At 72.4% G+C, this 25270-nt stretch carries 21 protein-coding genes; 7 read left to right on the plus strand and 14 right to left on the minus strand.

Features of this window, described 5'->3' with window-relative positions; translation table 11 throughout:
• Window positions 1-5 precede the first annotated feature (5 nt).
• The 14 genes from prmA to G5B56_RS17020 form a co-directional block, all read right to left on the minus strand.
• Window positions 6-896, minus strand: coding sequence for a 50S ribosomal protein L11 methyltransferase (gene prmA / locus G5B56_RS16955; RefSeq protein WP_029718533.1), 891 nt, complete (start codon window positions 894-896; stop codon window positions 6-8).
• Between the two features lie 10 nt (window positions 897-906).
• Window positions 907-2256 (minus strand): acetyl-CoA carboxylase biotin carboxylase subunit, encoded by a 1350-nt coding sequence (gene accC, locus G5B56_RS16960; RefSeq protein WP_009857565.1) that lies wholly within the window; start codon window positions 2254-2256, stop codon window positions 907-909.
• Between the two features lie 11 nt (window positions 2257-2267).
• Window positions 2268-2726 (minus strand): acetyl-CoA carboxylase biotin carboxyl carrier protein, encoded by a 459-nt coding sequence (gene accB / locus G5B56_RS16965; protein ID WP_029718532.1) that lies wholly within the window; start codon window positions 2724-2726, stop codon window positions 2268-2270.
• A gap of 275 nt (window positions 2727-3001) precedes the next feature.
• Complete coding sequence (locus tag G5B56_RS16970) at window positions 3002-3496, minus strand: TlpA disulfide reductase family protein (RefSeq protein ID WP_164963980.1); 495 nt, start codon at window positions 3494-3496, stop codon at window positions 3002-3004.
• Window positions 3493-4092, minus strand: coding sequence for a hypothetical protein (locus G5B56_RS16975; RefSeq protein ID WP_009857647.1), 600 nt, complete (start codon window positions 4090-4092; stop codon window positions 3493-3495). The genes G5B56_RS16970 and G5B56_RS16975 overlap by 4 nt, the downstream gene beginning before the upstream one ends.
• Before the next feature lie 139 nt (window positions 4093-4231).
• A complete protein-coding gene (mtgA, locus tag G5B56_RS16980) occupies window positions 4232-4948 on the minus strand; it encodes a monofunctional biosynthetic peptidoglycan transglycosylase (protein WP_164963981.1) in 717 nt (238 codons plus the stop codon).
• Window positions 4945-5790 (minus strand): shikimate dehydrogenase, encoded by an 846-nt coding sequence (gene aroE, locus G5B56_RS16985; RefSeq protein WP_164963982.1) that lies wholly within the window; start codon window positions 5788-5790, stop codon window positions 4945-4947. Before aroE ends, mtgA begins: the two co-directional genes overlap by 4 nt.
• A 4-nt stretch (window positions 5791-5794) precedes the next feature.
• Window positions 5795-6676, minus strand: coding sequence for an energy transducer TonB (locus tag G5B56_RS16990; protein ID WP_206023541.1), 882 nt, complete (start codon window positions 6674-6676; stop codon window positions 5795-5797).
• Complete coding sequence (locus G5B56_RS16995; protein ID WP_206023542.1) at window positions 6663-8678, minus strand: ribonuclease catalytic domain-containing protein; 2016 nt, start codon at window positions 8676-8678, stop codon at window positions 6663-6665. The genes G5B56_RS16990 and G5B56_RS16995 overlap by 14 nt, the downstream gene beginning before the upstream one ends.
• Window positions 8679-9024: 346 nt before the next feature.
• A complete protein-coding gene (locus G5B56_RS17000) occupies window positions 9025-9735 on the minus strand; it encodes a beta-ketoacyl-ACP reductase (protein WP_164963983.1) in 711 nt (236 codons plus the stop codon).
• Window positions 9726-10316 (minus strand): YqiA/YcfP family alpha/beta fold hydrolase, encoded by a 591-nt coding sequence (locus G5B56_RS17005; RefSeq protein WP_164963984.1) that lies wholly within the window; start codon window positions 10314-10316, stop codon window positions 9726-9728. The genes G5B56_RS17000 and G5B56_RS17005 overlap by 10 nt, the downstream gene beginning before the upstream one ends.
• Window positions 10313-11671, minus strand: a complete 1359-nt coding sequence (gene mpl, locus G5B56_RS17010; RefSeq protein ID WP_164963985.1) for a UDP-N-acetylmuramate:L-alanyl-gamma-D-glutamyl-meso-diaminopimelate ligase — start codon at window positions 11669-11671, stop codon at window positions 10313-10315. The genes G5B56_RS17005 and mpl overlap by 4 nt, the downstream gene beginning before the upstream one ends.
• Window positions 11672-11791: 120 nt before the next feature.
• Complete coding sequence (gene hemL / locus G5B56_RS17015) at window positions 11792-13084, minus strand: glutamate-1-semialdehyde 2,1-aminomutase (RefSeq protein ID WP_009857639.1); 1293 nt, start codon at window positions 13082-13084, stop codon at window positions 11792-11794.
• An 11-nt stretch (window positions 13085-13095) separates the two neighbouring features.
• Window positions 13096-14052, minus strand: a complete 957-nt coding sequence (locus G5B56_RS17020; RefSeq protein WP_029718530.1) for a bifunctional hydroxymethylpyrimidine kinase/phosphomethylpyrimidine kinase — start codon at window positions 14050-14052, stop codon at window positions 13096-13098.
• 169 nt (window positions 14053-14221) lie between these two features.
• Here G5B56_RS17020 and G5B56_RS17025 point away from each other — a divergent pair, with 169 nt between their 5' ends.
• Genes G5B56_RS17025 through G5B56_RS17055 form a run of 7 tightly spaced genes read left to right on the plus strand, consistent with a single transcriptional unit; the run spans window position 14222 to window position 25258 of the window.
• Window positions 14222-14374: a rubredoxin gene (locus tag G5B56_RS17025; RefSeq protein ID WP_081467630.1), complete on the plus strand. Its 153-nt coding sequence runs from the start codon at window positions 14222-14224 to the stop codon at window positions 14372-14374.
• A gap of 53 nt (window positions 14375-14427) precedes the next feature.
• The gene (locus tag G5B56_RS17030; RefSeq protein WP_009857636.1) at window positions 14428-14820 is read left to right on the plus strand and encodes a PleD family two-component system response regulator; all 393 of its coding nucleotides are present in this window, start codon (window positions 14428-14430) and stop codon (window positions 14818-14820) included.
• Between the two features lie 43 nt (window positions 14821-14863).
• The gene (locus G5B56_RS17035; protein WP_009857635.1) at window positions 14864-15229 is read left to right on the plus strand and encodes a PleD family two-component system response regulator; all 366 of its coding nucleotides are present in this window, start codon (window positions 14864-14866) and stop codon (window positions 15227-15229) included.
• Between the two features lie 4 nt (window positions 15230-15233).
• Window positions 15234-15764, plus strand: coding sequence for a chemotaxis protein CheW (locus G5B56_RS17040; protein WP_009857634.1), 531 nt, complete (start codon window positions 15234-15236; stop codon window positions 15762-15764).
• 19 nt (window positions 15765-15783) lie between these two features.
• Entirely contained in the window at window positions 15784-18081 is a 2298-nt protein-coding gene (locus G5B56_RS17045; RefSeq protein WP_164963986.1) for a methyl-accepting chemotaxis protein, read from the plus strand.
• 10 nt (window positions 18082-18091) lie between these two features.
• On the plus strand, window positions 18092-24232 hold the full coding sequence (locus tag G5B56_RS17050; RefSeq protein WP_164963987.1) for an Hpt domain-containing protein: 6141 nt from the start codon (window positions 18092-18094) through the stop codon (window positions 24230-24232).
• Between the two features lie 3 nt (window positions 24233-24235).
• Window positions 24236-25258 (plus strand): GGDEF domain-containing protein, encoded by a 1023-nt coding sequence (locus tag G5B56_RS17055; RefSeq protein ID WP_009855282.1) that lies wholly within the window; start codon window positions 24236-24238, stop codon window positions 25256-25258.
• Window positions 25259-25270 lie beyond the last annotated feature (12 nt).

Raw genomic sequence — 25270 nt, forward strand, 5'->3', positions numbered from 1 at the left:
GTCGATCATGCCATGCGCGTTGCCGTCATCAGGATCCAGCCGTCCTCGCGGTCGCTCACTTCGAGCGTCAGGAACGGCGCGTAAGCCGCCTTCAGCTCGTCGGCCTGGCGCTCCAGGATGCCGGCCAGCACCAGCGAGCCGCCCGGCGCGACGAAGCCGGCCAGCAGCGGCGCCAGCAGCTTCAGCGGCGTGGCCAGGATGTTGGCCAGCACCAGCGGGTAGGCGCCGCCGGCCGCGTCCGGCAGGCCGGCGTTCAGCGTCACGCCGTTGGCCGTGGCGTTGGCGCGTGTCGAGTCGACGGCAGCCGGGTCGATGTCGACCGCGTCGACCGCCGCCGCGCCGTGCAGCGCCGCCGCGATCGCCAGGATGCCCGAGCCGCAGCCGTAGTCGAGCACGCGGCTCCACGGCCGGGCGTTCGTGGCGATCCAGCGCAGGCACATGCGGGTCGTCGGGTGCGTGCCGGTGCCGAAGGCCAGGCCCGGATCGAGCCGGATCACGCGCTCGGCGGCGGCCGGCGGCTCGTGCCAGCTCGGCACGATCCAGAAGCTGGGCGTGATCTCGACCGGGCCGAACTGCGACTGCGTGATGCGCACCCAGTCCTGCTCGGCCACCGGCTCGAGCGCCTGCAGCGACAGGCCCTCGGTCCAGTCCTGCGCCAGCAGCAGCGTCGCCGCACGTTCGGCCGCGGCCTCGTCCTCGAACAAGGCGCGCAGCGTCGAGCGGTCCCAGCCCGGGCGCGGCGCCGGCATGCCCGGCTCGCCGAACAGCGCCTGCTCGGCGTCGGTGCCGGCGTCGGCGTCCTCGACCGAGACCGACAGCGCGTCCAGGTCGTCGGACAGCGCGTCGGAGACGGCTTCCACCAGCGCCTCGGGCGCCCGCAACACCAGTTCAAACATCATCAGCGGATCATCGCTTGTGTTGCGCGAGCCAGCCTTCCAGGTAATGGATGCTGGTGCCGCCTTCGACGAACTTGGCGTCCAGCATCAGCTCGCGGTGCAGCGGGATGTTGGTCTGGATGCCCTCGACCACCGTCTCGCTGAGTGCGCTGCGCATGCGCGCCAGCGCCTGCTCGCGCGTGTCGCCGTGCACGATGACCTTGCCGATCATCGAGTCGTAGTTCGGCGGCACGTAGTAGTTCGTGTAGGCATGCGAGTCGACGCGCACGCCCGGGCCGCCCGGCGGGTGCCACATCGTCACGCGGCCCGGCGACGGCGTGAACTTGTACGGGTCCTCGGCGTTGATCCGGCACTCGATCGCGTGGCCGCGCAGCTGGATGTTGCGCTGGGCGAACGGCAGCTTCTCGCCGGCGGCGATGCGGATCTGCATCTGCACGATGTCGATGCCGGTCACCAGCTCGGTCACCGGGTGCTCGACCTGCACGCGCGTGTTCATCTCGATGAAGAAGAACTCGCCGTTCTCGTACAGGAACTCGAAAGTGCCGGCGCCGCGGTAGCCGATCTTCTTGCACGCCGCCGCGCAGCGTTCGCCGACGCGGTCGACGATGCGCCGCGGGATGTTCGGCGCGGGCGCTTCCTCGATGACCTTCTGGTGGCGGCGCTGCATCGAGCAGTCGCGCTCGCCGAGCCAGACCGCGTTGCGGTAGTTGTCGGCCAGCACCTGGATCTCCACGTGACGCGGGTTCTCCAGGAACTTCTCCATGTAGACGGCCGGGTTGCCGAAGGCGGCACCGGCTTCGGTGCGCGTCGTCTGCACGGCGTTGAGCAGCGCGGCCTCGGTGTGCACGACGCGCATGCCGCGGCCGCCGCCGCCGCCGGCGGCCTTGATGATCACCGGATAGCCGATGGCGCGCGCCTGGCGGATGATCTCCTTCGGGTCCTCGGGCAGTGCGCCGTCGGTGCCGGGCACGCAGGGCACGCCCGCGCGCAGCATCGCCTGCTTGGCCGACACCTTGTCGCCCATCATGCGGATCGCCTCGGGCGTCGGGCCGATGAAGACGAAGCCGCTCTTCTCGACACGCTCGGCGAAGTCGGCGTTCTCGCTCAGGAAGCCGTAGCCGGGGTGGATCGCCTCGGCGTCGGTGACCTCGGCCGTCGAGATGATCGCCGGCATGTTGAGGTAGCTCTGGGCCGACGGCGCCGGGCCGATGCAGACCGCCTCGTCGGCGAGCTTGACGTACTTGGCCTCGCGGTCGGCCTCGGAGTAGACGACGACCGACTTGATGCCCATCTCGCGACAGGCCCGCTGGATGCGCAGGGCGATCTCGCCCCGGTTCGCAATGAGGATCTTCTTGAACACGGCGGTCGCGCTTACTCGACGATGAACAGCGGCTGGCCGAACTCGACCGGCTGGCCGTTCTCGCACAGGATGCGCACGATGCGCCCGGCGCAGTCGGCCTCGATCTCGTTCATGATCTTCATCGCCTCGATGATGCAGACCGGCTCGCCTTCCTTGATCTGCTGGCCGACGTCGGCGAACGGCTTGGCGCCCGGGCTGGCGGCGCGGTAGAAGGTGCCGACCATCGGCGACTTGATGACCTTGCCGGCGGGCTCGGCCGGAGCTGCCGGTTCGGCGGCGGCCGGTGCGGCCGGGGCAGCGGCCGGCGCCGCCGCGGCGGCCGGCGCCGCGGCGACGACCGGCGCCATCGCCACCGTCGCGACGCCGCCCTTGACGATGCGGACCTTGCCCTCGGCTTCGGTGATTTCGAGTTCGGAGATGTTCGACTCGGAAACGAGGTCGATGAGCGTCTTGAGCTTTCTCAGGTCCATGTCGGTCCTCTTCTGACGGGCGGGGGTGTCCCGCGCGGGAAACGTGGTGAGCGGCCTAGCGTGAACCTGTCGGGGCTCGCCGTGGCTGCTGCTGGTCAATAAGTCTGGCTGAACGGCTCGCTTCTGATGCCTATTTTCCAGAACTGCGAAGCTCCTGCCGGCTCGGGTCGGGGCCTGGCGGCTTCGTGGAGAGGGCGGACTCTACGCCAATTTGGTCGCAGATGGCAGCAAATTATCGAAGATCGCTCAAAACGCCCGTTGCGGCGCCGCGGCGATCAGCCGAGCCAGGACTCGAGCTCGGCGTCGTCGGTCTCGCCGAACTTGTGCCGCACCTGGCGGCCGGAAGAGGCCATCAGCACCGTGTAGGGCAGGCCGCTGCCGGGGTTGCCCAGGGCTTGCGACAGGCCGATGCCGGCAAAACCGGCGATCACGATCGGGAACGAGACCGGGCTGCGCTCGAGGAAACGGCGCACCGGCTCGGCTTGATCAACGGCAATTCCAAGCACGGTCACGTCGGAGCGCCGACGCTGCAGCCGGTCCAGCGCCGGCATCTCCTGGACGCAGGGCGGGCACCACGGCGCCCAGAAGTTGACGATCAGCGGGCGGCCGCGCAGTTCGGCGACCGCCAGCTCGCGGCCGTCCGGGCGCGGGTAGCGGGCGGCCCACAGCGCTTCGTCGCCGGGCGACAGCCGGCGGCCGTCGAACCAGCGCCAGGCCAGGCCGGCGCCGACGCCGCCGACCGCGGCGGCCAGAAGCGCGCGTCGGATCATGCGTCGCCCTCGGCCAGCAGCCGCTCCAGCGCCACCAGGTCGCCGCGCCAGCTGCGCCCGCGGGCATCGGGCTTGAGCGCGCCGCGCAGCGCGTCGTGCTCGTTGACGACCAGATGCAGCGTGACGATCTCGCCGAGCTCGGCGTTGCGGCTGCCGACGATCAGCACCGAGGTCTCGGGGGCCCCCGGGCGCTCGATGCTGGCGACGTCGTAGTCGACGCCGGCGTTGATCAGCGCGATCTCGGCGGCCTTGGAATCGTCGCAGTACAGGTCGATGAGCACCGCCGAGCGCCGTGTCGCGGTGCCGCGCCAGACGGCGCCGGCCAGGTGCGGGCGGAACTCGGCCAGCCGGTGCATCCAGACTCGGGCGGTCTCGCGCAACGCACGCAGCTCGGCCGGCTGGGTGTCGGCGCAGAACAGCTCCAGGTAGGCGCGGACCTCGTCCTCGACCTCCTCGTTGCCCGGCAGTTCGCCGGCCCGGCCGCTGCGCCGGCCCAGGTCGCGCGCCGCCTTGCGCTTGGCGGCGGCGTACTCCAGCCCGTCCTCGACGACCAGGCGCGCCGCCGCCGCGGCGATCTCGGCTTGATGAAGGCTCATTGGGGCACCCTCAGTCCTGCGGCCGGTCCCGCCACGCGGGAATGAGCCCCGGACAAGTCCTGAGGGTTCGCTGGGGCACCCTTCGGCCTGGCGGCCGGTCCCGCCACGCGGGAATGAGCCCCGGACAAGTCCTGAGCGCTCATGGCAGCTCCACCGCGCCCATGCGCGCGACGATGGTCTGCGCACGCCCGGCGACGTAGCCCGAGTTCGGCCGTTTCTCGAAACGTTTGGGCGCCGGCAGCATCACCGCCAGGCGCGCCGCCTGCGTCGCCGACAGGCGCTCGGCATCGACGCGGAAGTAGTGGCGTGCGGCGGCCTGGGCGCCGAACACGCCTTCGCCCCATTCGACGTTGTTCAAGTAGATCTCCAGGATGCGCTCCTTGGACAGGAAGGCTTCCAGCATCATCGTGATCGCCAGTTCCTGGGCCTTGCGCAGGGCTGTTCGTTCGCCCGACAGCAGCAGGTTCTTGGCCAGCTGCTGCGTGATCGTCGAGCCGCCGACGATCTTGGCGGTCTTCGCGCGGCCGGCCTCCAGGCGGGCCTCGGCGCGCTGGTTGCGTTCCCAGGCCTGCTCGATCGCGTCCCATTCGACACCGGAGTGTTCGGCGAAGCCGGCGTCCTCGCTGGCGATGACCGCGCGCTGGATGTTGCGGCCCAGGCGTTCGCGCGGCACCCAGGCCTGCGTCCAGTCGATGCGCTGCCGCTCGACGAGCAGCCGCCAGGCCTCGCTGCGCTGGAAAGCGGTGGACTGCGGGTCGAGCGCCGCCATCGCGGCGACGCGCAGCGCGAAGAACACCTGCAGCGCCAGGCCGCAGACGACGACGAGCACGGCCAGCCGCCAGAGCTGGCGTTTCACGCCTTGGCCTCCAGACGCGCACGCAGCGCGGCCAGCACCGGCGCGGTGTCGGGGCGCACGCCGCGCCAGAACCAGAAGGCCTCGGCCGCCTGCTCGACCAGCATGCCCAGACCGTCGTGCGCGCGGGCGCCGGCGGCGCGCGCCCAGGCCAGGAAGGGTTCGGCGGCCGGCCCGTACATCAGGTCGACGGCGAGTGCGCCCGGCGCCAGCACCGATGCCGGCACCGGCACCGCGGCGCCGGACAGGCTGCTCGCGCTGGCGTTGAGCACGATGTCGTGGCCGCTGCCGGGCGTGTCCAGCCCGGCGGCGGCGAGCGTGCAGCCGTGTTCGGCGGCCAGCGCGGCGTGGCGCGCCACCAGCGCCTCGGCACGTGCGGGCGTGCGGTTGACGACGGTGACGGCGGCGGCCCGCGCCTCGATCAGCGGCCCCAGCACGCCGGCGGCGGCACCGCCGGCGCCGATCAGCAGCACACGCCGGCCGGCGACCGGCTGGCCGGCGTGCCGTTCCAGGTCGCGCACCAGGCCGATGCCGTCGCTGTTGTCGGCGCTCCAGCCGTCGGCGTCGAAACGCAGCACGTTGGCCGCCTCGGCCAGCGCGGCCCGCGGCGTCACGTGCGCGGCCAGCCGAGGGGCCTCGAACTTGAACGGCACGGTGACGTTGCAGCCGCGGGCGCCACTGGCGGCGAAGGCGCGCAGCGTGGCCTCGAAGCCGTCGAGCGGGCACTCGACGCGGCCGTAATCGACGGCCTCGCCGGTCTGGCGTGCGAACTCGGCGTGGATGAACGGGGACTGGCTGTGCGCCACCGGGTGGCCGAGCACGGCGTAGCGGTCGGGAGCGGTCATGGGGTCAGCGGGCCAGCGGCGTGGTTTCCAGGCCGTCCTCGCGCGTGAAGCGGAAGCGCGAGGTGACGACGATCTCGTCGGCCTGGCGGCGCATCGCGGCCGTGAACGGGCCGAACGGAGCGGCGGCGCGCACGATGGCCATCGCCTGCTGGTCGAGCACGCGCGAGCTGCTCGGGCGCACGATCTCGGTGTCGACGACACGGCCGGCGGCGTCGACGGTGACGTTCATCACCAGCTCGCCGTAGAGCTTGACGCCGTTGCGCTCGGGGAAGTTGCGCGTGCCGCGGTCCTCGATGCGCCGGCGCAGCAGGTCGTAGTACAGCGCGTAGACCTCCTCGCGCGTGGCCGGGCTGATGTAGCGCTTGCGCGGGCGGGCGTTCTCTTCGTTGATGCGCTTCTCGATCTCGGCGAGCATCTGCAGCAGCTGGCGGCGGTGTTCCTCGCGCTCGCGCTCCTGCGGGCTGCCGGTGTCGCGCTGCGGGTCCGGCGGCGGCAGCGCCGCGAGTTCGCGCCGCAGCTGGGCGAGCAGCTGCTGCTGTTGCTGCTGCAGGTCCTCGATGCGGCGGCGGGCGTCGTCGGCGGCGTCGCCGGGCTGGGCCTGCGGCGTGCGGGGCAGCGGCGAGGTCGCGCGGCCCTTGTCGGCGTCGCCGCCGCCGGCCAGCCGCACCTGGGCGATGGCCTGGGCCTCGGTCGGCGCCTCGTTGGAGCGCGCGTTGACGAGGATGACCTCCAGCGGCGTGTCGCGGAAGACGCGGTTGAAGGCCTCCGGATCGACGAAACGCACCGTCAGCAGCACCGCGTGCAGGCCCACGGAGACCAGCAGCGCCGCCTGCAGCGCCGTCAGCTTGGCCAGCAGCGCCGGCAACGACAGCTTAAGCGCCAGCATCTCCGGCGGGGGCGTCGTTGACGTCGATGGCCAGCGTCAGCGGGCCGACGGCTTCGGCTTCGTCGTCGACCTCGGCGACCGCCTCGGGCGGTTCGTCCTCGATGCGTGCGACCAGCGTGGCGTGCAGGTCCAGCGTCAGCAGGTCGATGCCGGCGACACGGGCGCGCAGCCGCGCGCCGCGTGGCCAGTCCTCGGTGCCGGGCACGCGGAAGACCAGCGGCAGCGTCTCGGCGCGCACCAGGCCGCCCTTCATCACCGCGGCCTCCAGCTCGGTGACGGCGTTCTGCTCGATCCAGCGCAGCGTCCAGAAACGTTCGATGCCGTGCTGGAAGTCGTTGTAGGCCGAGTAGGCGGCGTCGAAGCCCGAGATCACCGAGAACAGCGATGCGTCCTTGGGCCGGAACGGCGCCGCCAGCGCCGCGGTGCGGCCGTGGCGTGCGCAGGCGATGATCTGCCACTGGTTCACGAGGTCGACGTAGCGCCGCAGCGGCGACGTGGCCCAGGTGTATTGCGCCACGCCCATGCCGGCGTGCGGCGCCGGCTTGGTGCCCATGCGCACCTTGATGCCGGGCAGCAGGCTGGCCTGGCTGCGGTAGATGCCCGGCACGCCGCATTCGGCGAGCCAGCCGCCCCAGCGGCTGTTGGCCAGGATCATCGCCTCGGAGACGATCAGGTCCAGCGGCGCGCCGCGCCGGCGCGTCGTGATCTGCACACGTTCGCTGCCGTCGGGCTCGGCCGTGTGGCCTTCGAGGCGGAAGTTGTAGTCCGGGCGGTTGAAGTTCTCGGGCTTGCCGCGCACGACCTCGCGCGCCGCCTTCAGCGCCTGCGCGAAGCGCCAGCAGAAGGCCAGCTCGGTGGCGAAGGCGTAGTCGGCCGGCGCCTCGCCGGCCAGCGACGCCTCGGTGATGACGTCGTCGAGCTGGTCGTGGCGCAGGTTGGCGACGATCGGCACGCGTTCCAGCTTCGTCTCGACCGCGCGAACCTCGAACGTGGCCTCGTCGACCGTCGCGTACAGGCTGACGGCCGGGCAGTCGCGGCCCTCGATCAGCGTGTAGGCCTGCACGACCTCGTCGGGCAGCATCGTGATCTTCCAGCCCGGCATGTAGACGGTGGACAGGCGGTCGCGCGCGACCTTGTCCACCGGCGAGTCCGGCTGGATCGCCAGCCCCGGGGCGGCGATGTGGATGCCAAAGATCACCGTGCCGGTGCCCAGGCCCTGGACCGACAGCGCGTCGTCGATCTCGGTCGTCTGCGAGTCGTCGATCGAGAAGGCCTGCACCGCGGCCAGCGGCAGCTCGTCCTTGATCGCCGGCGCCGCCAGCGCCGGGAAGCCGGTGCCGTGCGGGAAGGTCTCGAACAGGAAACGCCGCCAGTGGAACTGGTACGGGCTGTCGATCGCGCCGGCGTCCTTCAGCAGGTCCAGCGGTGCGCGTTGCGTGCGCTTGGCGGCCTCGACGACGGCCTTGTACTCGGGCGCGTTCTTGTCGGGGCGGAACAGGATCTTGTAGAGCTGCTCGCGCACCGGCGCCGGGCACTGGCCGGCGGCGATCTCGCCGGCCCAGGCCTCGATCTGCGCCGCGAGCTGCTTCTTGCGCTCGATGCCCAGCAGCGCCGCCTTGACGGTCTCCTCGGGTGCCTTGCGGAACAGGCCCTTGCCGAGGCGGCGGAAGTAGTGCGGCGCCTCGAACAGGCGGAACAGTGCCGCGGCCTGCTTGTCGGGGCCGGCCGAGGCGTCGAAATAGTCGCGCGCCAGGTCGGCGAAACCGAACTCACCTTCGGGCGCGAACTCCCAGGCGAGGTCGAGGTCGATTTCCGCCGCCAGCGCCTGCGCCTGGGCGATCAGCTCGGCCGGGGCCGGCTTCTCGAAGCGCAGCAGCACGTTGGCCGCCTTCACCTTCACGCGTTTGCCGGAATCGAGCTCGATCTGCATCGAGCTCTCGGCTTCGGACATCACGCGGCCGGCGTGGAATTTCCCGGCGTCGTCGAACAGGGCATAAGTCACCGGGCGATTGTCCACCAGCGGCCCGGGTGCCGGGCTTGCCGGATCGCCGGGGTTCGATCGGCGTCAGGCTTCAGCAGTGCGTCTCGCTGCACTCGCTTCAGCCGCGGCGGGCCACGGCCACCGGGCGGCATCGCCGAGGCGTCGGGCAGCTGGCGTGCCATGTGCAACAGCCGGTTCGGGCCGGCCGGCGGGGCGTGTCCCGGAGTGAAGTCAAGGAGGAGACCCGGCCGCCGGCCGGGGCGAGGGACATGAACGCAGGGACACGCCCCGTCGGCCGGCCTCGCGCCGCCGCTGGCGCGAAAACCGTGCTCGTGGAGCCACGCCGCGCAGCCGGCGCCGTGGCCCGTTACACCGTCATCCCGCCCGAGACCTCCAGCACCGCGCCGTTGACATAGCTGGCCTCGTCGCTGGCCAGGAAGGCGTAGACGGCGGCGATCTCCTCGGGCCGGCCCAGGCGCTGCAGCGGCACCTGCTCGCGCATGTGCGTCAGCACCTTCTCCGGGATCGTGTCGAGGATCGGTGTGGCGACGAAACCCGGCGCGACGGCGTTGACACGCACGCCCTTGGGGCCGAGTTCGCGGCTCCAGGTCTTGGTGAAGCCGATGACGCCGAACTTGGACGCGGCGTAGTTGGTCTGGCCGAAGTTGCCGTAGATGCCGACGACGCTGCTGGCGTTGAGGATCACGCCCGAGCCCTGCTCGATCATGATCGGCGCCACCGCCTGCGCGCAGTGGAAGACGCCGCGCAGGTTGACGTCGATGACGGCGTCGAACTGCTCCTCGGTCATCTTCACCAGCCGCGCGTCGCGCGTGATGCCGGCGTTGTTGACCAGCACGTCGATGCGGCCGTGTTTCGCCTTCACCGCGGCGACCATCGCATCGACCTGGGCGCGCACGGTGACGTCGACGGCCAGGCTCTCGGCGGCGCCGGGCACGACGTCGGCGTGGCGGTCGCAGGCGATGACGATGGCGCCTTCGGCCGCGAACTTGGCGACGGTGGCCGCGCCGATGCCTTGCGCCGCGCCGGTGACGATGCAGACCTTGTCCTTCAATCGCATAGCCGCAGAAACCTCAGCAGGTGGGGCAGGTGCTCGTCGAAGTCGGACAGCGCGTGGTCGCTGCCGTCGACGAGGCGGATCGTCGCGCCGGCGTAGCGCGCGTGCATCTCGCGCCAGTCCAGCAGCTCGTCGCCAGTGGCGACGACGGCGAAGTAGCGCTCGGGCCGGGTGATCGCCGGCACCGTCAGCGCACGCAGCTCGTCGACGTACTCGGGCAGGAAGAAGAAGCTCTCCTCCGGCTTGTGGAACTGCTTGTTCTCGCCGATGTAGGCCGCGAGGTCGCGTGCCGGGTCGACGGCCGGGTTCAGCACGCCGGCCGTCCAGCCGCGCGCCTCGGCGACCGCGGTGGCGTAGAAGCCGCCGAGCGAGCTGCCGACCACGACCGAGGTCGCCGGCCAGTCGGCCGTGCCCTCGAGCAGCATCGCCACCGCGGCACGCGGCGACGGCGGCAGCTGCGGGCTCCAGAACTGGACGTCGGGCCGGTGTTCGGCCAGCCAGGCGCCGACGCGCCGCGCCTTCGCCGACTGCGGCGAGGAGCGGAAGCCGTGCAGATACAGCAGGTGGGTCGGTCCTGCGCTCACGCCTTCCCCTGCAGCGCCGCCAGCAGCTTGGCGTGGATGCCGCCGAAGCCGCCGTTGCTCATGCAGACGACGTGGTCGCCCGGCTGAGCGGCGCGCGCGATCGCGGCCACCAGCGCGTCCACCGTGTCGGCCGTCGCCGCCTTGGCGCCCAGCGGCGCCAGCGCTTCCTTGACGCTCCAGCCCCAGTCGCCCTGCAGGCCGAAGGCAAGGTCGGCGTCTTCCAGCGCCCAGGGCAGCTGGGCCTTCATCGTGCCGAGCTTCATGGTGTTCGAGCGCGGCTCGAAGACGGCGAGGATGCGCGCCGCGCCGACCTTGCGGCGCAGGCCGTCGATCGTCGTGCGCATCGCCGTGGGGTGGTGGGCGAAGTCGTCGTAGACCTTGACGCCGCCGGCCTCGCCGCGCAGCTCCAGCCGCCTGCGCACGTTCTGGAAGCTCGCCAGCGCAGCCGCCGCGGTCTCGGGCGCGACGCCGGCGTGTTCGGCGGCGGCGATCGCCGCCAGCGCGTTGAGCTGGTTGTGCTCGCCCAGCAGCGCCCAGTCGACGCGGCCGATCTTCAGGCTGCCGCGCAGCACGTCGAAGGCGTGCGGCTCGCCGCGTGCGCGCAGCGCGCCGGGCTCCTCGCGCTTCGGGCCGAAACGCTGCACCTCGCTCCAGAAGCCGCGCTGCAGCACACGCTGCAGCGCCTCGTCGCGGGCGTTGACCACCAGCCGGCCGCTCGCCGGCACGGTGCGCACGAGGTGGTGGAACTGGGTCTCGATCGCCGCCAGGTCCGGGAAGATGTCGGCGTGGTCGTGCTCGAGGTTGTTCAGGATCGCCGTGCGCGGCCGGTAGTGCACGAACTTGCTGCGTTTGTCGAACAGCGCGGTGTCGTACTCGTCGGCCTCGATGACGAAGAAGCGGCCGCCGCCCAGGCGCGCCGAGACGCCGAAGTTCAGCGGCACGCCGCCGACCAGGAAACCCGGCTCCAGCCCGGCCTGCTCGAGGATCCAGGCCAGCATCGAGGTCGTCGTCGTCTTGCCGTGCGTGCCGGCGACGGCCAGCACGTGGCGGCCGAAGAGCACGTTCTCGGCCAGCCACTGCGGCCCGCTGGTGTAGGCGGCGCCGGCGTCGAGGATGGCTTCCATCAGCGGGTTGCCGCGCGTGACGACGTTGCCGACGACGAAGACGTCGGGTTTCAGCGCCAGCTGGTCGGCCCCGAAACCCTCGATCAGCTCGATGCCGAGCGAGCGCAGCTGGTCGCTCATCGGCGGGTAGACGTTGGCGTCGCAGCCGGTCACGCGGTGGCCGGCTTCGCGGGCGAGGGCGGCGATGCCGCCCATGAAGGTGCCGCAGATGCCGAGGATGTGGAGATGCATCCGGGCATTCTAGGCAGCGGGTCCGACGGGGGACGGCGGTCCCGCGTCAGCCCATGAAAAACGGCCGCCCTGGGGCGGCCGTCGGGGCGTGGCGGCGGCACGCGGCCGCCGCGTCGGGCCTCAGCCCGCCTTCAGCGCTTCCAGTGCGGCCTGGGCGGTCGCCGCCAGGTCCTCGTCGGTGTGCGCGGCGCTGACGAAGCCGGCTTCGTACATCGCCGGGGCGAGGTAGACGCCGCGGTCGAGCATGCCGTGGAAGAAGCGGTTGAAGCGCTCCTTGTCGGTGGCCATCACCGCGGTGTAGTTCTGCGGCAGCGCATCGGCGAAGAAGAAGCCGAACATGCCGCCTTCGCTGTCGGTGACGATCGGCACGCCCGCCTCGCGGCCGGCGTCGGCGATGCCCTGCACCATCTTCTGCGTCTTGGCCGCCAGCGCCTCGTAGAAGCCGGGCTTGGTGATCTCGGCCAGCGTCGCCAGGCCGCAGGCCGTGGCCACCGGGTTGCCCGACAGCGTGCCGGCCTGGTAGACCGGGCCCAGCGGCGCGAGCTGCTTCATCACGTCCTTCTTGCCGCCGAAGGCCGCCAGCGGCATGCCGCCGCCGATGACCTTGCCGAAGACCGTCATGTCGGGCTCGAAGCCCGGGATCAGCTTGGCGTAGACGCTCTGCGCGCCGCCGAGCGCGACGCGGAAGCCGGTCATCACCTCGTCGAAGACCAGCAGCGCGCCGTGCTTGGTGCACAGCTCGCGCAGCTTGGTCACGAACGGCACCGAGGCACGCACGAAGTTCATGTTGCCGGCGATCGCCTCCAGCATCACGCAGGCGATCTCGTCGCCCTGGGCGGCGAAGGTCTCCTCGAGCTGCTCGACGTTGTTGTATTCGAGGACCAGCGTGTGCTGCACGACCTCGGCCGGCACGCCGGCGGACGTCGGGTGGCCGAAGGTCGCCAGGCCCGAGCCGGCCTTGACCAGCAGCGCGTCGGCGTGGCCGTGGTAGCAGCCCTCGAACTTGATGATCTTGCTGCGGCCGGTGACACCGCGCGCCAGGCGCAGCGTGCTCATGCCGGCCTCGGTGCCGCTGGAGACCAGGCGCACCTGCTCGATGCTCGGCACCTGGGCGATGATGGCTTCGGCGAGCTCGATCTCGCGCTCGGTCGGCGCGCCGAAGCTGAAGCCCTCGCGCAGCGCCTTCTGCACCGCTTCGAGCACCGCCGGGTGGCCGTGGCCCAGGATCATCGGGCCCCAGGAGCCGATGTAGTCGATGTAGCGCTTGTCCTCGGCGTCCCAGATGTACTGGCCTTCGGCGCGGGCGATGAAACGCGGCGTGCCGCCGACGGCGCGGAAGGCGCGCACGGGCGAGTTGACGCCGCCGGGAATGACGGCCTGGGCGCGGGCGAAGAGCTGTTCGTTGGTGGTCATCGAGAGTGTTTTCAGTGCACGCGCCGCGGGGCGCCTTGGGTCTTGGGATCGTCGAAGCCGGGGTCCGGCTCGTCGGGGCCGGGCTCGGGCTCGCCGTCTTCGGCTGGCGGCAGAGCCCAGAAGAAGCGGTCGGGCACGACGTTGCCCATGCCGGGGCGGAAACCCGCGTCCAGGCTCTGGTCGAGGAAGGACAGGGCTTCGCCCACCGCCGCCTGCAGCTCGCTGCCGGCGGCCAGGAGTGCGGCCAGGGCCGCGGACAGCGTGTCGCCCGCGCCGACGAACGCGGTTTCGAAACGCTCGAACTTCTCGCCGGTCAGTGCGCCCTGCGGCGACGCCAGCACGTTGTCGATGTACTGCTCGTGGCCCTTGCTGGCGAGCATCACGCCGGTGACGAGCACGTAGCGCGTGCCGTGTTCGCCGGCGGCCACCGCCAGCTCGCGCGCCGACGGCGGGCGCTCGCTGTCCCAGTCGGGCAGCAGGAAGTCCTGCAGCGTCTTGTGGCTGCCCACCAGCACCTCGGTGGCCGGCAGGATCAGCTCGCGGAAGGCGTCGAGGTAGGGCTGCAGCTGCTCCTCGTCGAGCCAGGACAGGCCGGGCAGATAGGCCACCAGCGGCACGTCGGCGTAGTCGGACAGCACCTCGGCGACGGCGCTCACGGTCTCGGCGTTGCCCAGGAAGCCGACCTTCCAGCCGGAGATCGTGACGTCCTCGAGGATGGTGCGCGCCTGCTCGACGACGGCGTCGTCGTCGATTTCGTGCTGATCGAAGACCTCGGCCGTGTCGCGCATCACGATCGACGTGACCACCGGCAGCGCATGGGCGCCCATCGCGGCTATCGTCGCCACGTCGCCGGCCAGCCCGCCGGCACCGCTCGGGTCACTGGCGTTGAAGCTGATCACGCACGCCGGCGGCGGGGGCTCCTGCGCAGGATCCTGCAGCTCCGTGGCGGGGTGGGGGTCGGGGGTCATCGCGATGCCTTTGCGCGTTCCGCCCGGGGCCTGTCGGAGACCTCGAGCGAAACCTGAAGAATGGTGCGTATGTCCTCACAAATCCTTGATTTTTCGCGGATATGCGTGACTACAATCGTTGCCCATTGTAGTGAGGGACCGCCCCGAAGTGAGCCATAGCCGAACCTGGATGTGTCTGATCTGCGGCTGGATCTACGACGAAGCCGCCGGGGATCCCGAGCACGGGATCGCCGCCGGCACCGCGTGGGCCGACGTTCCGATGAATTGGACCTGTCCGGAATGCGGAGCCCGTAAAGAAGATTTCGAAATGGTCGAAATCTGAACGCCGTCGGCGGCCTTCCGTGCCGCCGGGCACTCCAACAGGTGGACAGTGACGTGAACGAAGCCGTGTCCTCCGGCGCCAAGGTCCTGGTGATCGACGACAGCAACACGATCCGGCGCAGTGCCGAGATCTTCCTGCGCCAGGGCGGCCACGAGGTCGTGCTGGCGGAGGACGGCTTCGACGCTCTCGCCAAGGTCAGCGACCACGATCCCGAACTGATCTTCTGCGACATCCTGATGCCGCGGCTGGACGGTTACCAGACCTGCGCCATCATCAAGCGCAACCCGCGCTTCGCGAAGGTGCCGGTGATCATGCTGTCGTCCAAGGACGGCCTGTTCGACAAGGCCCGTGGCCGCATGGTCGGCTCGGAGGACTACCTCACCAAGCCGTTCACCAAGGAACAACTGCTGCGTGCGGTGGAGTCCTTCCGCCGCACCGCCGCCTGAACCCGCGGCGCTGCCGCCCGTCAGAACCCGAGACCCGCTTCCGATGGCCATCCGCAAGATCCTCGTCGTCGACGACTCGAAGACCGAGTTGCACCACCTGTCGGACATCCTCGGCAAGCGCGGCTACGCCGTGCGCACCGCCGAGAACGGCGAGGAGGCCATGCGCCGCCTCGACGAGGACCTGCCCGACCTCATCCTGATGGACGTCGTGATGCCGGGCCAGAACGGCTTCCAGCTCACGCGCCAGATCACGCGCGACCCGCGCTACGCCGCGGTGCCGGTGATCATGTGCACCAGCAAGGGCCAGGAGACCGACAAGGTCTGGGGCCTGCGCCAGGGCGCACGCGACTACATCGTCAAGCCGGTCCAGGCCGACGAGCTGCTGTCCAAGATCCGCGCCTTCGACTGAGGCGATGGCCAAGCGCGAAGCCCTGCGGGACCTGCAGAGCCGCCTGGCCCAGCGGCTGAGCGCCGTCCGCAGCGAAGCCCCCGCCGCCTCCTGGCTGGCCATCGAGTGCGCCGGCGTCGGCCTGCTCGTGCCGCTGGCCGGCGCCGGCGAGATCTTCCCGGTCGGCACGCTGGCGCCGGTGCCGCACACGCGGCCCTGGTTCGTCGGCGTCGCCAACCTGCGCGGCGGCCTGCACGGCGTCGTCGACCTGGCGGCCTTCCTGGGCCTGCGGCCGACGCAGTCGGCGGCCGAGGGCGTGCGCGAGCAGGCCCGGCTGCTGGCGCTGAACCCGGCCGTCGGCAGCCACGTCGCGCTGATGTTCGAGCGTCTGGCCGGCCTGCGCACCGCGGGCCAGCTGCAGCGTGAACCCGAGGACGACGTGTCGCGCCCGTCGTTCGCCGGTGCCCGGTGGCGCGACGACCGTCAGCGCGTGTGGCAGGAGATCGACCCGGCCGCGCTCGTCCAGCACGAACAGTTTCTCGGCATCGCCCGATGACGAACGCCGCGAGGATCGAATGAGCTTTCTCGACAAGTTGAAGGGCCCCGCGCGGGGCCGCCCGTCGGTGCCTGACGCGCCGTCCCAGGAAACCGTCGCCGGCGACGCCATGGACGCGACGATCCGCCTCGGCCCCGGCACGCTGGCGCCCGACAGCCGGCCGCGCCCCGAGGACTCCTCGATCATCTCGGAAGCAGCCCCGTCGGAGCTGGCCGGCGAGTACGCCAACACCCGCGTGCCCGAGGACAGCGCCCCCGAGATCGCCACCGGCCTGCCGATCGTCGGCGGCATGCCGCTGGCGCGCCAGCAGCAGCTGATGGCCTTCGCCTTCGGCATCGGCCTGACCGGGCTGGTGCTCAGCGGCGGTGCCGGCATCGTCTCGGCCAGCCGCAGCGCGCAGCAGGTCTCGGCCGCCGGCCAAGCGCAGACGCAGTCGCAGCGGCTCGCCAAGTCGGTGTCGCAGGCGCTGCTGGGCAACCCGCAGGCCTTCCCCGAACTGCGCGAGAGCGCCGAGATCCTGTCGCGCAACGTGCGCGGCCTGGCCGAGGGCGGCGACGTGCCGGCGGTCTCCGGCAGCCTGGGCGACCGGGTGCAGGCGCTGCTGCCGATGGTCGAGCGCGCCGACAAGAGCGCGCGCTCGGTGCTTGCCCAGCAGAAGACGCTGACCCAGGTCGGCGCCGCGCTGCGCACCATCAACCGCCAGTCGGCCGATCTGCTGGAGATCGCCGAGACGGTGTCCTCGCTGAAGCTGCAGGGCGGCGCCTCGGCCGGCGAGCTGTCGGCCGTCGGCCAGCTGGTCATGCTGACGCAGCGCATCGGCAAGAGCGCCAACGAGTTCCAGACCACCGAGGGCGTCAGCGCCGAGGCCGTGTTCCTGCTCGGCAAGGACCTGAACTCCTTCCGCGAGATCGCCCAGGGCCTGCTCGACGGCAGCGCCGAGCTGCGCCTGCCCGGCACGCGCGAGCCCCAGGTGCGCGAGCAGCTGCAGGAGCTGCTCGCCCAGTACGACAAGACGCGCACCGAGGCCGGCGCCATCCTGGGCAACCTGCAGGGCCTGGTCGGTGCGCGCGAGGCCCAGGCGGCGATCATCCGCGACAGCGAACCGCTGCGCCGCGGCCTCGACGAGCTGCAGGGTGAACTGGCCGACGCCGGCGGCCTGCGCGCCATCGTGCTCGTGCCGGCGCTGCTGTCGGCGCTGCTGCTGGCCGCAGGCGCCTTCGGCCTGCTGCGCCTGTTCGTCGCCGACCAGACCAACCGCGCCCGCCTCGCCGAGGCCCAGCGCCAGGAAGCCGAGCGCCAGGAGCTGGAGGCCAAGCGTGTCAACGACGCCAACCAGGCCGCCATTCTTCGCCTGATGAACGAGCTGCAGAGCGTCGCCGAGGGCGACCTGACGCAGCAGGCCACCGTCACCGAGGACATCACCGGCGCGATCGCCGACTCGGTCAACTACACCGTCGAGGAACTGCGTTCGCTGGTCACCTCGGTGCAGGGCACCGTCACGCGCGTGGCCGACACGACGCAGCAGGTCGAGCAGACCTCCTCCGAGCTGCTGGCGGCGTCGACCGAGCAGCTGCGCGTCATCCGCGAGACCGGCGAGTCGGTGCTGCAGATGGCCGACCGCATCACCGAGGTGTCGGCCGAGGCGCAGCGCAGCGCCGAGGTCGCGCGCCAGTCGCTGGAGGTGGCGGCCACCGGCCAGCAGGCGGTGCAGAACTCGATCGGCGGCATGAACGCCATCCGCGACCAGATCCAGGAGACCTCCAAGCGCATCAAGCGTCTGGGCGAGAGCTCGCAGGAGATCGGCGAGATCACCGAGCTGATCTCGGACATCACCGAGCAGACCAACGTGCTGGCGCTGAACGCCGCGATCCAGGCCGCCAGCGCCGGCGAAGCCGGCCGCGGCTTCAGCGTCGTCGCCGAGGAAGTGCAGCGTCTGGCCGAACGTTCGGCCGAGGCGACGCGCCAGATCGCGGCCATCGTGCGCGCCATCCAGACCGACACCCAGGACGCGGTGGCCGCCATGGAACGCTCGACGCAGGGCGTGATCGAGGGCGCGCGGCTGTCCGACGCGGCCGGCAGCGCGCTGGCGGACATCGACCGCGTGACACGCGAGCTCGCCGAGCTGATCGGGCGCATCTCCGAGCAGGCCTCCAGCGAAGCCGAGTCGGCCAGCGGCGTGGCCACCAACATCCAGCACATCCTGGCCGTGACCGAGCAGACCGGCGAGGGCACACGCTCGACCGCCCAGGTGGTGCACGAGCTCTCGCGCGCCGCCGAGCAGCTGCGCGCGTCGATCTCCCGCTTCAAGATCAGCTGACGCCACGCGGATGAACGCCGTCACCGACAGCCTCGGCGGCAGCGCCGACGACCTCAGCCCGCTGGCCTGGGTGCACGGCGAGCTGCGCCGTTCGCTCGAGCTGGCGCACAAGGCGCTGCACCGGCACCTCAAGGAGTCGGAGGCGGCGGCCGCGTCCGACGTCGACGCCGTCGAGCCGGCCGTGCTGCGCACCGCGCGTGTGCACCTGCACCAGGGTGTCGGCGCGCTCGAGCTCGTCGGCCTGCCGGCGGCGGCGCAGATGCTGCGCGCCAGCGAGACGCTGGTGCAGCGCTGGGTGGCCAAGCCGGCGCTGGTCGACGCCAAGGCGGTGCAGACGCTGGAGAAGGCTTCGTTCGCGCTGCTGGACTACCTGTCGCGGCTGCTCGCGCGCCGGCCGGTGTCGCCGGTGGCGATGTTCCCGCAGTACCTGGCGGTGCAGGGCCTGGCCGGTGCCGAGCGTGCGCATCCGGCGGACCTCTGGCCGCAGGACTGGCGCTGGATCGAGCTGCCGCCCGAGCCCGGCGTGCGTCCGCATGCGCCCGACGCCGCGGCGCGCACGGCGATGGAGTCGCTGTCGCTGGCGCTGATGCGCCAGCCCGAGCCGGCGCGGCTGGACGCGATGGGCGAGGTCTGCGCCTCGCTGGCCGCCGGCACGCAGGGCCGGCTGTCGACGCTGTGGCGTCTGGCGGCGGCCTTCTTCGAGGCCCAGGCCCGCGGCCTGCTGTCCAGCGACGTCTACACCAAGCGCATCGCGTCGCGCCTGCTGTCGCAGCTGCGCACGACGATGCGCGACGCCGACGAGGTCTCCGACCGTCTGGCGCAGGACCTGCTGTTCTTCTGCGCCCACGCCCGTGCACCGGCCGGCGGCGAGGCGCCGCGGCTGGCCGCGGTGCGCGAGGCCTGGCGCCTGGACGACAGTGCCGCCGCGGACTACGACGTCGCGCGCCTGGGCCGCTTCGACCCGGCCTGGGTCGCGCAGGCGCGCAAGCGTGTGGGCGGCGCCAAGGACGCCTGGTCGGCGGTCGCGGCCGGCGAGCTGCACCGCCTGACCGGCCTGGCCGAGCAGTTCACGCTGGTCGGCGACTCGGTGCAGCGGCTGTTCCCGTCCGGCGAGGTGCTGGCCAACGTGCTGCAGGACGCCGCGACGCAGACCGTCGCGGCGCAGGAGGCGCCGCCGGCCGCGCTGGCGATGGAAGTCGCCACCGCGCTGCTGTCGCTGGACGCGTCGCTGGAAGACGGCGAGTTCGACCATCCGGCGCTGCCCGAGCGCGTGCAGCGCCTGGCGCGCCGCGTCGACGACGTGCGCCGCGGCCAGCCGCAGCTGCCGCTGGAGCCGTGGATGGAGGAGCTGTACCGCCGCGTCAGCGACCGCCAGACCATGGGCAGCGTCGTGCAGGAGCTGCGCAGCAGCCTGTCCGAGATCGAGAAGCAGATCGACACCTATTTCCGGGCCCCGGCGCAGCGCGAGACGCTGATCCCGGTGCCGGGCCAGCTGTCGGCGATGCGCGGCGTGCTGTCGGTGCTCGGCCTGGACCAGGCCTCGCAGGCCGTGCTGCGCATGCGCGACGAGGTCGACACGCTGGCCCAGACCGAGGTCGACCCGACGCACGAGCCGGCACGGCTGAGCTTCGAGCGCCTGGCCGAGAACCTGGGCGCGCTGAGCTTCCTGATCGACATGCTGGGCGTGCAGCCGGCGCTCGCCAAGTCGCTGTTCCGCTACGACGCCGAGAGCGGGCGCCTGTCCACCGTGATGGGCCAGGCGTCGCGCCCGACGGTGCCGCCGCCGTCGCCGCCGGCCCGCCCGGCCGAGCTGCCGCCGCCTCCGGCGCCGCCGGCGCGGCCGCCGGAGCCCGTGGCGGCCGCCGCCACGGCCGAGGACGACGAGATGCGCGGCGTCTTCCTCGAGGAAGCCGCCGAGGTCATCCCGGCGGCGCGCGAGGCGCTCGCGCGTCTGGCCGACGAACCCGAGGACCTGGGCGAGATGACCGCGGTGCGCCGCGCGTTCCACACGCTCAAGGGCAGCTCGCGCATGGTCGGGCTGAAGGACTTCGGCGAAGCCGCCTGGGCCTGCGAGCAGCTGTTCAACTCGCGCCTGGCGCAGTCGCCGCGGCTGGACCCGGCGCTGCGCTCCTTCACCTCCGAGGCGCTGGACTACTTCGCGGCCTGGGTCGCCGCGCTGAGCGCCGGCCGCGACGAGGGCCACGCCTCGCAACCCGTGGTGCGCGCCGCCGACGGCCTGCGCCTGGACGGCCAGCGCCTGGCGATCGGTGCAGCCGCGGTGCCGCCGGCCGTCGTGCCGGCCGCCGAAGCCGCAGCGCCGGCGTTCGAGCCCGTGGCCGAGCTGGCCGTCGAGCCGGCCGTCGAGCCGCTGCCCGAGCCGGTCGTCGAGCCGGTCCCCGACGCGGCGCTGCTGCCGGACTTCGAGTTCGACTTCGGCACCGACACCTCGCCCCCGGCGCTGGCCGAGCGTGTGCCCGACCTGCCGAGCGCGGCCGATCTCGACCTGGACCTCGGGGCTGCCCCGGCCGCCGCCCCGGCGCTGCCGCTGCCCGCCGACGAGGTCGACTTCCGCCTCGACCTCGGCGCGCTCGAGCCCGAGGCCGAAGCCGAAGCCGCTCCCGAGCCGGTCGAGACCGCCGAGCTCGCCGAGAGCTTCGACGCCATCGAGGCCCTGCAGCCGCTAGAACCTGCGGCGCCAGCCGAACCCGCGCCGCAGGCCGCTTACGCCGACTTCGACTTCGATCTCGGCGAACTCGCCGCCATCGGCCCCGAGCCCGCGGCGCTGCCGGCCGAACCCGCGGTGCCTGCCGCCGACGCCGAACCGGCGCCCGACGAGACCACCTGGCCCGAGCGCCTCGAGGTGCCGGCCGACGAGCCGCTGCCGCAGCCGGTGTTCGTCGAGACCGTGCCCGGGCCGCTGCCCGCGGCCGAGGTGCTCGAAGGCGCCGAGATCGACTGGCCGGCCGAATTTGCCGCCGCGCCCGCGGCCGAGGCTCCGCCGCCGGCCGAGCCGGTGCCGCCGTCGCCGGTTGAACCCGAGGCCGCCGAACCCGGCCTCCAGCCTGCCGAGATCGACGCCGAAGTCGAGCCCGAGCCCGGGGCCGGGGCCGAGCCCGACGCGGCGCCCGAGGCCGACGCCGACGCCGACGGCGTGCCGATGCCGGAGGTGTTCGCCGTGCCCGCCGCCGAGCCGGTGTCGCCGCCGGCCACGCCCGAGCCGGAGAGCGTCGACGCCTCCGCCGCCGCGCCGCTGTCGGCCGACGAGGCGCCGTCGCCGGAGCTCCGGGCCGTCGAGCCGGCCGAGGCCGAGTCGCCGGTGCCCGACGAGGAGCCGGTCAAGGTCATCGGCCCGCTGCGTGTGCCGCTGCCGCTGTTCAACATCTACCTCAACGAGGCCGACGAGCTGTCGCGCCGGCTGGGCACCGAACTCGCCGAATGGGCGCTGGAAGCCGAACACCGGCCGGTGTCGGAGACCGCGATCGCGCTCGCCCACTCGCTGGCCGGCAGCTCGGCCACCGTGGGCTACGCCGACCTGTCGGCGCTGTCGCGTTCGCTGGAGCATGCGCTGATGCGCTCGCGTGCCGGCGGCCGCGGCCGCGACGGCGAACCGACGCTGTTTGCCGAGGCCGCCGAGGAGGTCCGCCGCCTGCTGCACCAGTTCGCCGCGGGCTTCCTGCGGCCGGTGGCGCCGGCCATCGTCGAGCGCCTGGCCGACCACGAGCGCTGGCCCGATCTGCCGCCGCCGGCGGCCGACACCTCCGGCCTCGGGCCGCTGGACAGCGGCTATGGCGACGAGGAGCTCGACGCCGAGGACGCGCTCGACCCCGAGCTGTTCCCGATCTTCGAGGACGAAGCCGACGAACTGCTGCCGCAGCTGCTGTCGCGCCTGCGCGAGTGGGCCGACAACCCGGCCGACGGCGGCGCCGCGGCGGCCTGCCTGCGCACGCTGCACACCTTCAAGGGCGGTGCCCGCCTGGCCGGGGCGATGCGCCTGGGCGAGCGGGCCCACCGCATGGAGACCGCGATCGAGCGCCTGGGCGACCGCGGCGGCGTGCACGCCAGCGAGGTCGAGACGCTGCTCGCACGCGCCGACACGATGGTCGCCGAGTTCGAGGCCCTGCGTGCGCCGCCGGCCGCCGAGCCGCCGGCCGAGGTCGCCGAGGCCGTCGAGGCGGCGCCCCTGCCGCCGGCCGAGGCCCAGGCCGCGGCCGCCGAGCCGCCGGCCGCGCCGGTGGCCGAGATCGACTGGAGCCGCTTCGCCGTGGCGGCGCCCGCCGTCGTGGTGCCGGCGGAGCGTGCCGCCCCGGCCTCGACGGCCGCGGTGCGGGTGCGCGGGGCGCTGCTCGACCGCATGGTCAACCATGCCGGCGAGGTCAGCATCGCGCGTGCCCGGCTCGACGGCAGCGTGCGCCAGCTGCAGGGCTCGCTGGGCGAGCTCACCGGCAGCCTGGAGCGCATGCGCAGCCAGCTGCGCGACATCGAGCTGCAGGCCGAGTCGCAGATGGCCTCGCGGCTGGAGGCCGCCAAGGCTGCCGCCGAGGTCTTCGACCCGCTCGAGATGGACCGCTTCACGCGGCTGCAGGAGCTCACGCGCTTCATGGCCGAGTCGGTCAACGACGTCGCGACGCTGCAGCGCAGCCTGCAGCGCACGCTGCAGTCGGCCGAAGACGACCTCGCCGCGCAGGCCCGCCTGACGCGCGAGCTGCAGGGTGACCTGCTGCGCACGCGCATGGTCGAGTTCGACAGCGCCAGCGACCGCCTCTACCGCACCGTGCGCCAGGCCGCCAAGGAGACCGGCAAGAGCGTGCGCCTGGACATCCTGGGCGGCGCCATCGAGGTCGACCGCGGCGTGCTCGACCGCATGATCGGCCCGTTCGAGCACCTGCTGCGCAACGCCGTCGTGCACGGCATCGAGCCGGCCGCGGTGCGCGCTGCCGCCGGCAAGGACACGACCGGCACGATCACGCTGGTCATCACGCAGGAAGGCAACGAGGTCGGCGTCGAGCTGCGCGACGACGGCGCCGGCCTGGACCTGGCGCGCATCCGCGCGCGCGCCGTCGAGCGCGGCCTGCTCGCCGCCGACACCACCGTCGACGACGAGGCGCTGGCGCAGCTGATCTTCACGCCGGGTTTCAGCACCGCCGCCGACGTCACCGAGCTGGCCGGCCGCGGCGTCGGCCTGGACGTCGTGCGCGCCGAGGTCGCCGCGATGGGCGGCCGCGTGCAGGTGCACCACGCGCCGGAGCGTGGCACCCGCTTCCGCCTGCTGCTGCCGCTGACCACCGCGGTGACGCAGGTCGTCATGCTGCGCTGCGGCGAGCTGTCGGTGGCCGTGCCGTCGACACTGATCGAGGCCGTGCGGCGTGCCTCGCCGGCGGAGGTCGAGGCGGCCTACGCCAGCGGCGTCTACACCGACGGTGACCAGGCGCTGCCCTTCCACTGGCTGGCCGCGCTGCTCGACGGCCCCGAACGCGGCGCCGCCGGCACACGCAGCCAGGCCGTCGTCGTCGTGCGCTCGGCCGAGCAGCGTGTCGCGCTGCACGTCGACGAGGTCGTCGGCAACCAGGACGTGGTCGTCAAGAACGTCGGCCCGCAGCTGGCGCGTGTGCCCGGCCTGGCCGGCGTGACGCTGCTGCCCAGCGGCGCGGTGGCGCTGATCTACAACCCGGTGGCGCTGGCCACGCTGTACGGCCCGGCGGCGCGGGCGCGGCTCGAAGGCCGCGGCGTCGAGCGGCTGCCGGACGTCGCCGAGCCGGTGGCTGCCGAGCCGCTGCCGCCGCTGGTGCTGGTCGTCGACGACTCGCTGACCGTGCGCCGCGTCACCCAGCGCCTGCTGCACCGCGAGGGCTGGCGCGTCGAGACCGCCAAGGACGGCGTCGAGGCGCTGGAGCGGCTGGCCCAGGAGCGGCCGGCGGTGATGCTGTCGGACATCGAGATGCCGCGCATGGACGGTTTCGACCTGCTGCGCGCGGTGCGCGCCGACGCCGCGCTGGCCGGGCTGCCGGTGGTCATGATCACCTCGCGCATCGCGCAGAAGCATCGCGACCACGCCGCGGACCTGGGGGCCGACCACTACCTCGGCAAACCTTATGCGGAAGAGGAGCTGCTGGCCCTCGTCGCACGTTACGCGGGAGCGGCCAGGCCGAGCTGAACGGTGTCCCGGGTTGCCGATCATCTTGCGGAACTGACCGGGTTCCGGGACCGCGACGCGCTCGACGCGACGCTGGTCAGCGCGCTGCATGACCTGCTGCGCCCGCTGGACATCGCCATCTACCGCATCGTCGGCGAAGGCGAGGACCGCCGCTGGTTCACGCGCGCACGGCTGGCCGCCGGCGAGCTGGTGCCCAGTGCCGACCCGCTGTGGGCCGACCTGTCGGCGCTGCCGCCGCTGGCCGAGCACCCGGTGCGCCAGACCTGTCTGCGCCAGCGCGAAGGCCTGATGCTCGACGGCCAGCCGGCGCTGACGCTGCTGCCGCTGGACCTGGAGCGCGACTGCGACGCCGTGCTCGAGCTGCGCAGCCATGCGCCGCTGGGCGCCGAGCAGCTGCGCCTGATCGGCAGCGTGCTGCGCGTCTACCGCAACTTCCAGTCGCTGCTGGACTACAGCGAACGCGACACGCTGACCGGTCTGCTCAACCGCAAGACCTTCGACGAGAGCTTCATGCGCTGCACCGTGCCGCTGCCGCCGCCATCACGCGACGCGCTGGGGCAGCGCCGCGGCGGTGGCGCCGCCTGGCTGGGCGTCGTCGACATCGACCACTTCAAGCACGTCAACGACTGCCACGGCCACCTGATCGGCGACGAGGTGCTGCTGCTGCTGTCGCGGCTGATGCGCGGCGTGTTCCGCCAGGGCGACCAGCTCTACCGCTTCGGCGGCGAGGAGTTCGTCGTGCTGATGCGCTGCGACGACGGCGAGGCCGCCGGCCGTGCCTTCGAGCGCCTGCGCACGACGATCGAGGAGCACGCCTTCCCGCGTGTGGGCCGCATCACGGTCAGCATCGGCTTCACCGCGGTGCGGCCGGGCGACACGCCGAGCTCGGCCTTCGAGCGTGCCGACCAGGCGGTCTACTTCGTCAAGCAGACCGGCCGCAACCGCGTCGCCAGCCACACCGAGCTGGTGGCCCGCGGCGACCTCGTCGAACACCGCCAGGGCGGCGACGACGTCGTCCTGTTCTGAGCCGCGGCCGCC

Origin of the sequence: Rubrivivax sp. JA1026, from assembly GCF_011065555.1 — a bacterium.
In the GTDB taxonomy this organism is placed as follows: domain Bacteria; phylum Pseudomonadota; class Gammaproteobacteria; order Burkholderiales; family Burkholderiaceae_C; genus Rubrivivax; species Rubrivivax benzoatilyticus.

Coding starts and splice junctions, on each gene's coding strand:
- G5B56_RS17000 (WP_164963983.1), bottom strand. CDS start 9,735: ATGCGATTGAAGGACAAGGTCTGCATCGTCACCGGCGCGGCGCAAGGC.
- aroE (WP_164963982.1), bottom strand. CDS start 5,790: ATGACCGCTCCCGACCGCTACGCCGTGCTCGGCCACCCGGTGGCGCAC.
- prmA (WP_029718533.1), bottom strand. CDS start 896: ATGTTTGAACTGGTGTTGCGGGCGCCCGAGGCGCTGGTGGAAGCCGTC.
- G5B56_RS17020 (WP_029718530.1), bottom strand. CDS start 14,052: ATGACCCCCGACCCCCACCCCGCCACGGAGCTGCAGGATCCTGCGCAG.
- G5B56_RS16990 (WP_206023541.1), bottom strand. CDS start 6,676: ATGCTGGCGCTTAAGCTGTCGTTGCCGGCGCTGCTGGCCAAGCTGACG.
- G5B56_RS17035 (WP_009857635.1), top strand. CDS start 14,864: ATGGCCATCCGCAAGATCCTCGTCGTCGACGACTCGAAGACCGAGTTG.
- G5B56_RS17050 (WP_164963987.1), top strand. CDS start 18,092: ATGAACGCCGTCACCGACAGCCTCGGCGGCAGCGCCGACGACCTCAGC.
- mpl (WP_164963985.1), bottom strand. CDS start 11,671: ATGCATCTCCACATCCTCGGCATCTGCGGCACCTTCATGGGCGGCATC.
- G5B56_RS16970 (WP_164963980.1), bottom strand. CDS start 3,496: ATGATCCGACGCGCGCTTCTGGCCGCCGCGGTCGGCGGCGTCGGCGCC.
- G5B56_RS17040 (WP_009857634.1), top strand. CDS start 15,234: ATGGCCAAGCGCGAAGCCCTGCGGGACCTGCAGAGCCGCCTGGCCCAG.
- hemL (WP_009857639.1), bottom strand. CDS start 13,084: ATGACCACCAACGAACAGCTCTTCGCCCGCGCCCAGGCCGTCATTCCC.
- G5B56_RS17025 (WP_081467630.1), top strand. CDS start 14,222: ATGTGTCTGATCTGCGGCTGGATCTACGACGAAGCCGCCGGGGATCCC.
- G5B56_RS17045 (WP_164963986.1), top strand. CDS start 15,784: ATGAGCTTTCTCGACAAGTTGAAGGGCCCCGCGCGGGGCCGCCCGTCG.
- G5B56_RS16975 (WP_009857647.1), bottom strand. CDS start 4,092: ATGAGCCTTCATCAAGCCGAGATCGCCGCGGCGGCGGCGCGCCTGGTC.
- accB (WP_029718532.1), bottom strand. CDS start 2,726: ATGGACCTGAGAAAGCTCAAGACGCTCATCGACCTCGTTTCCGAGTCG.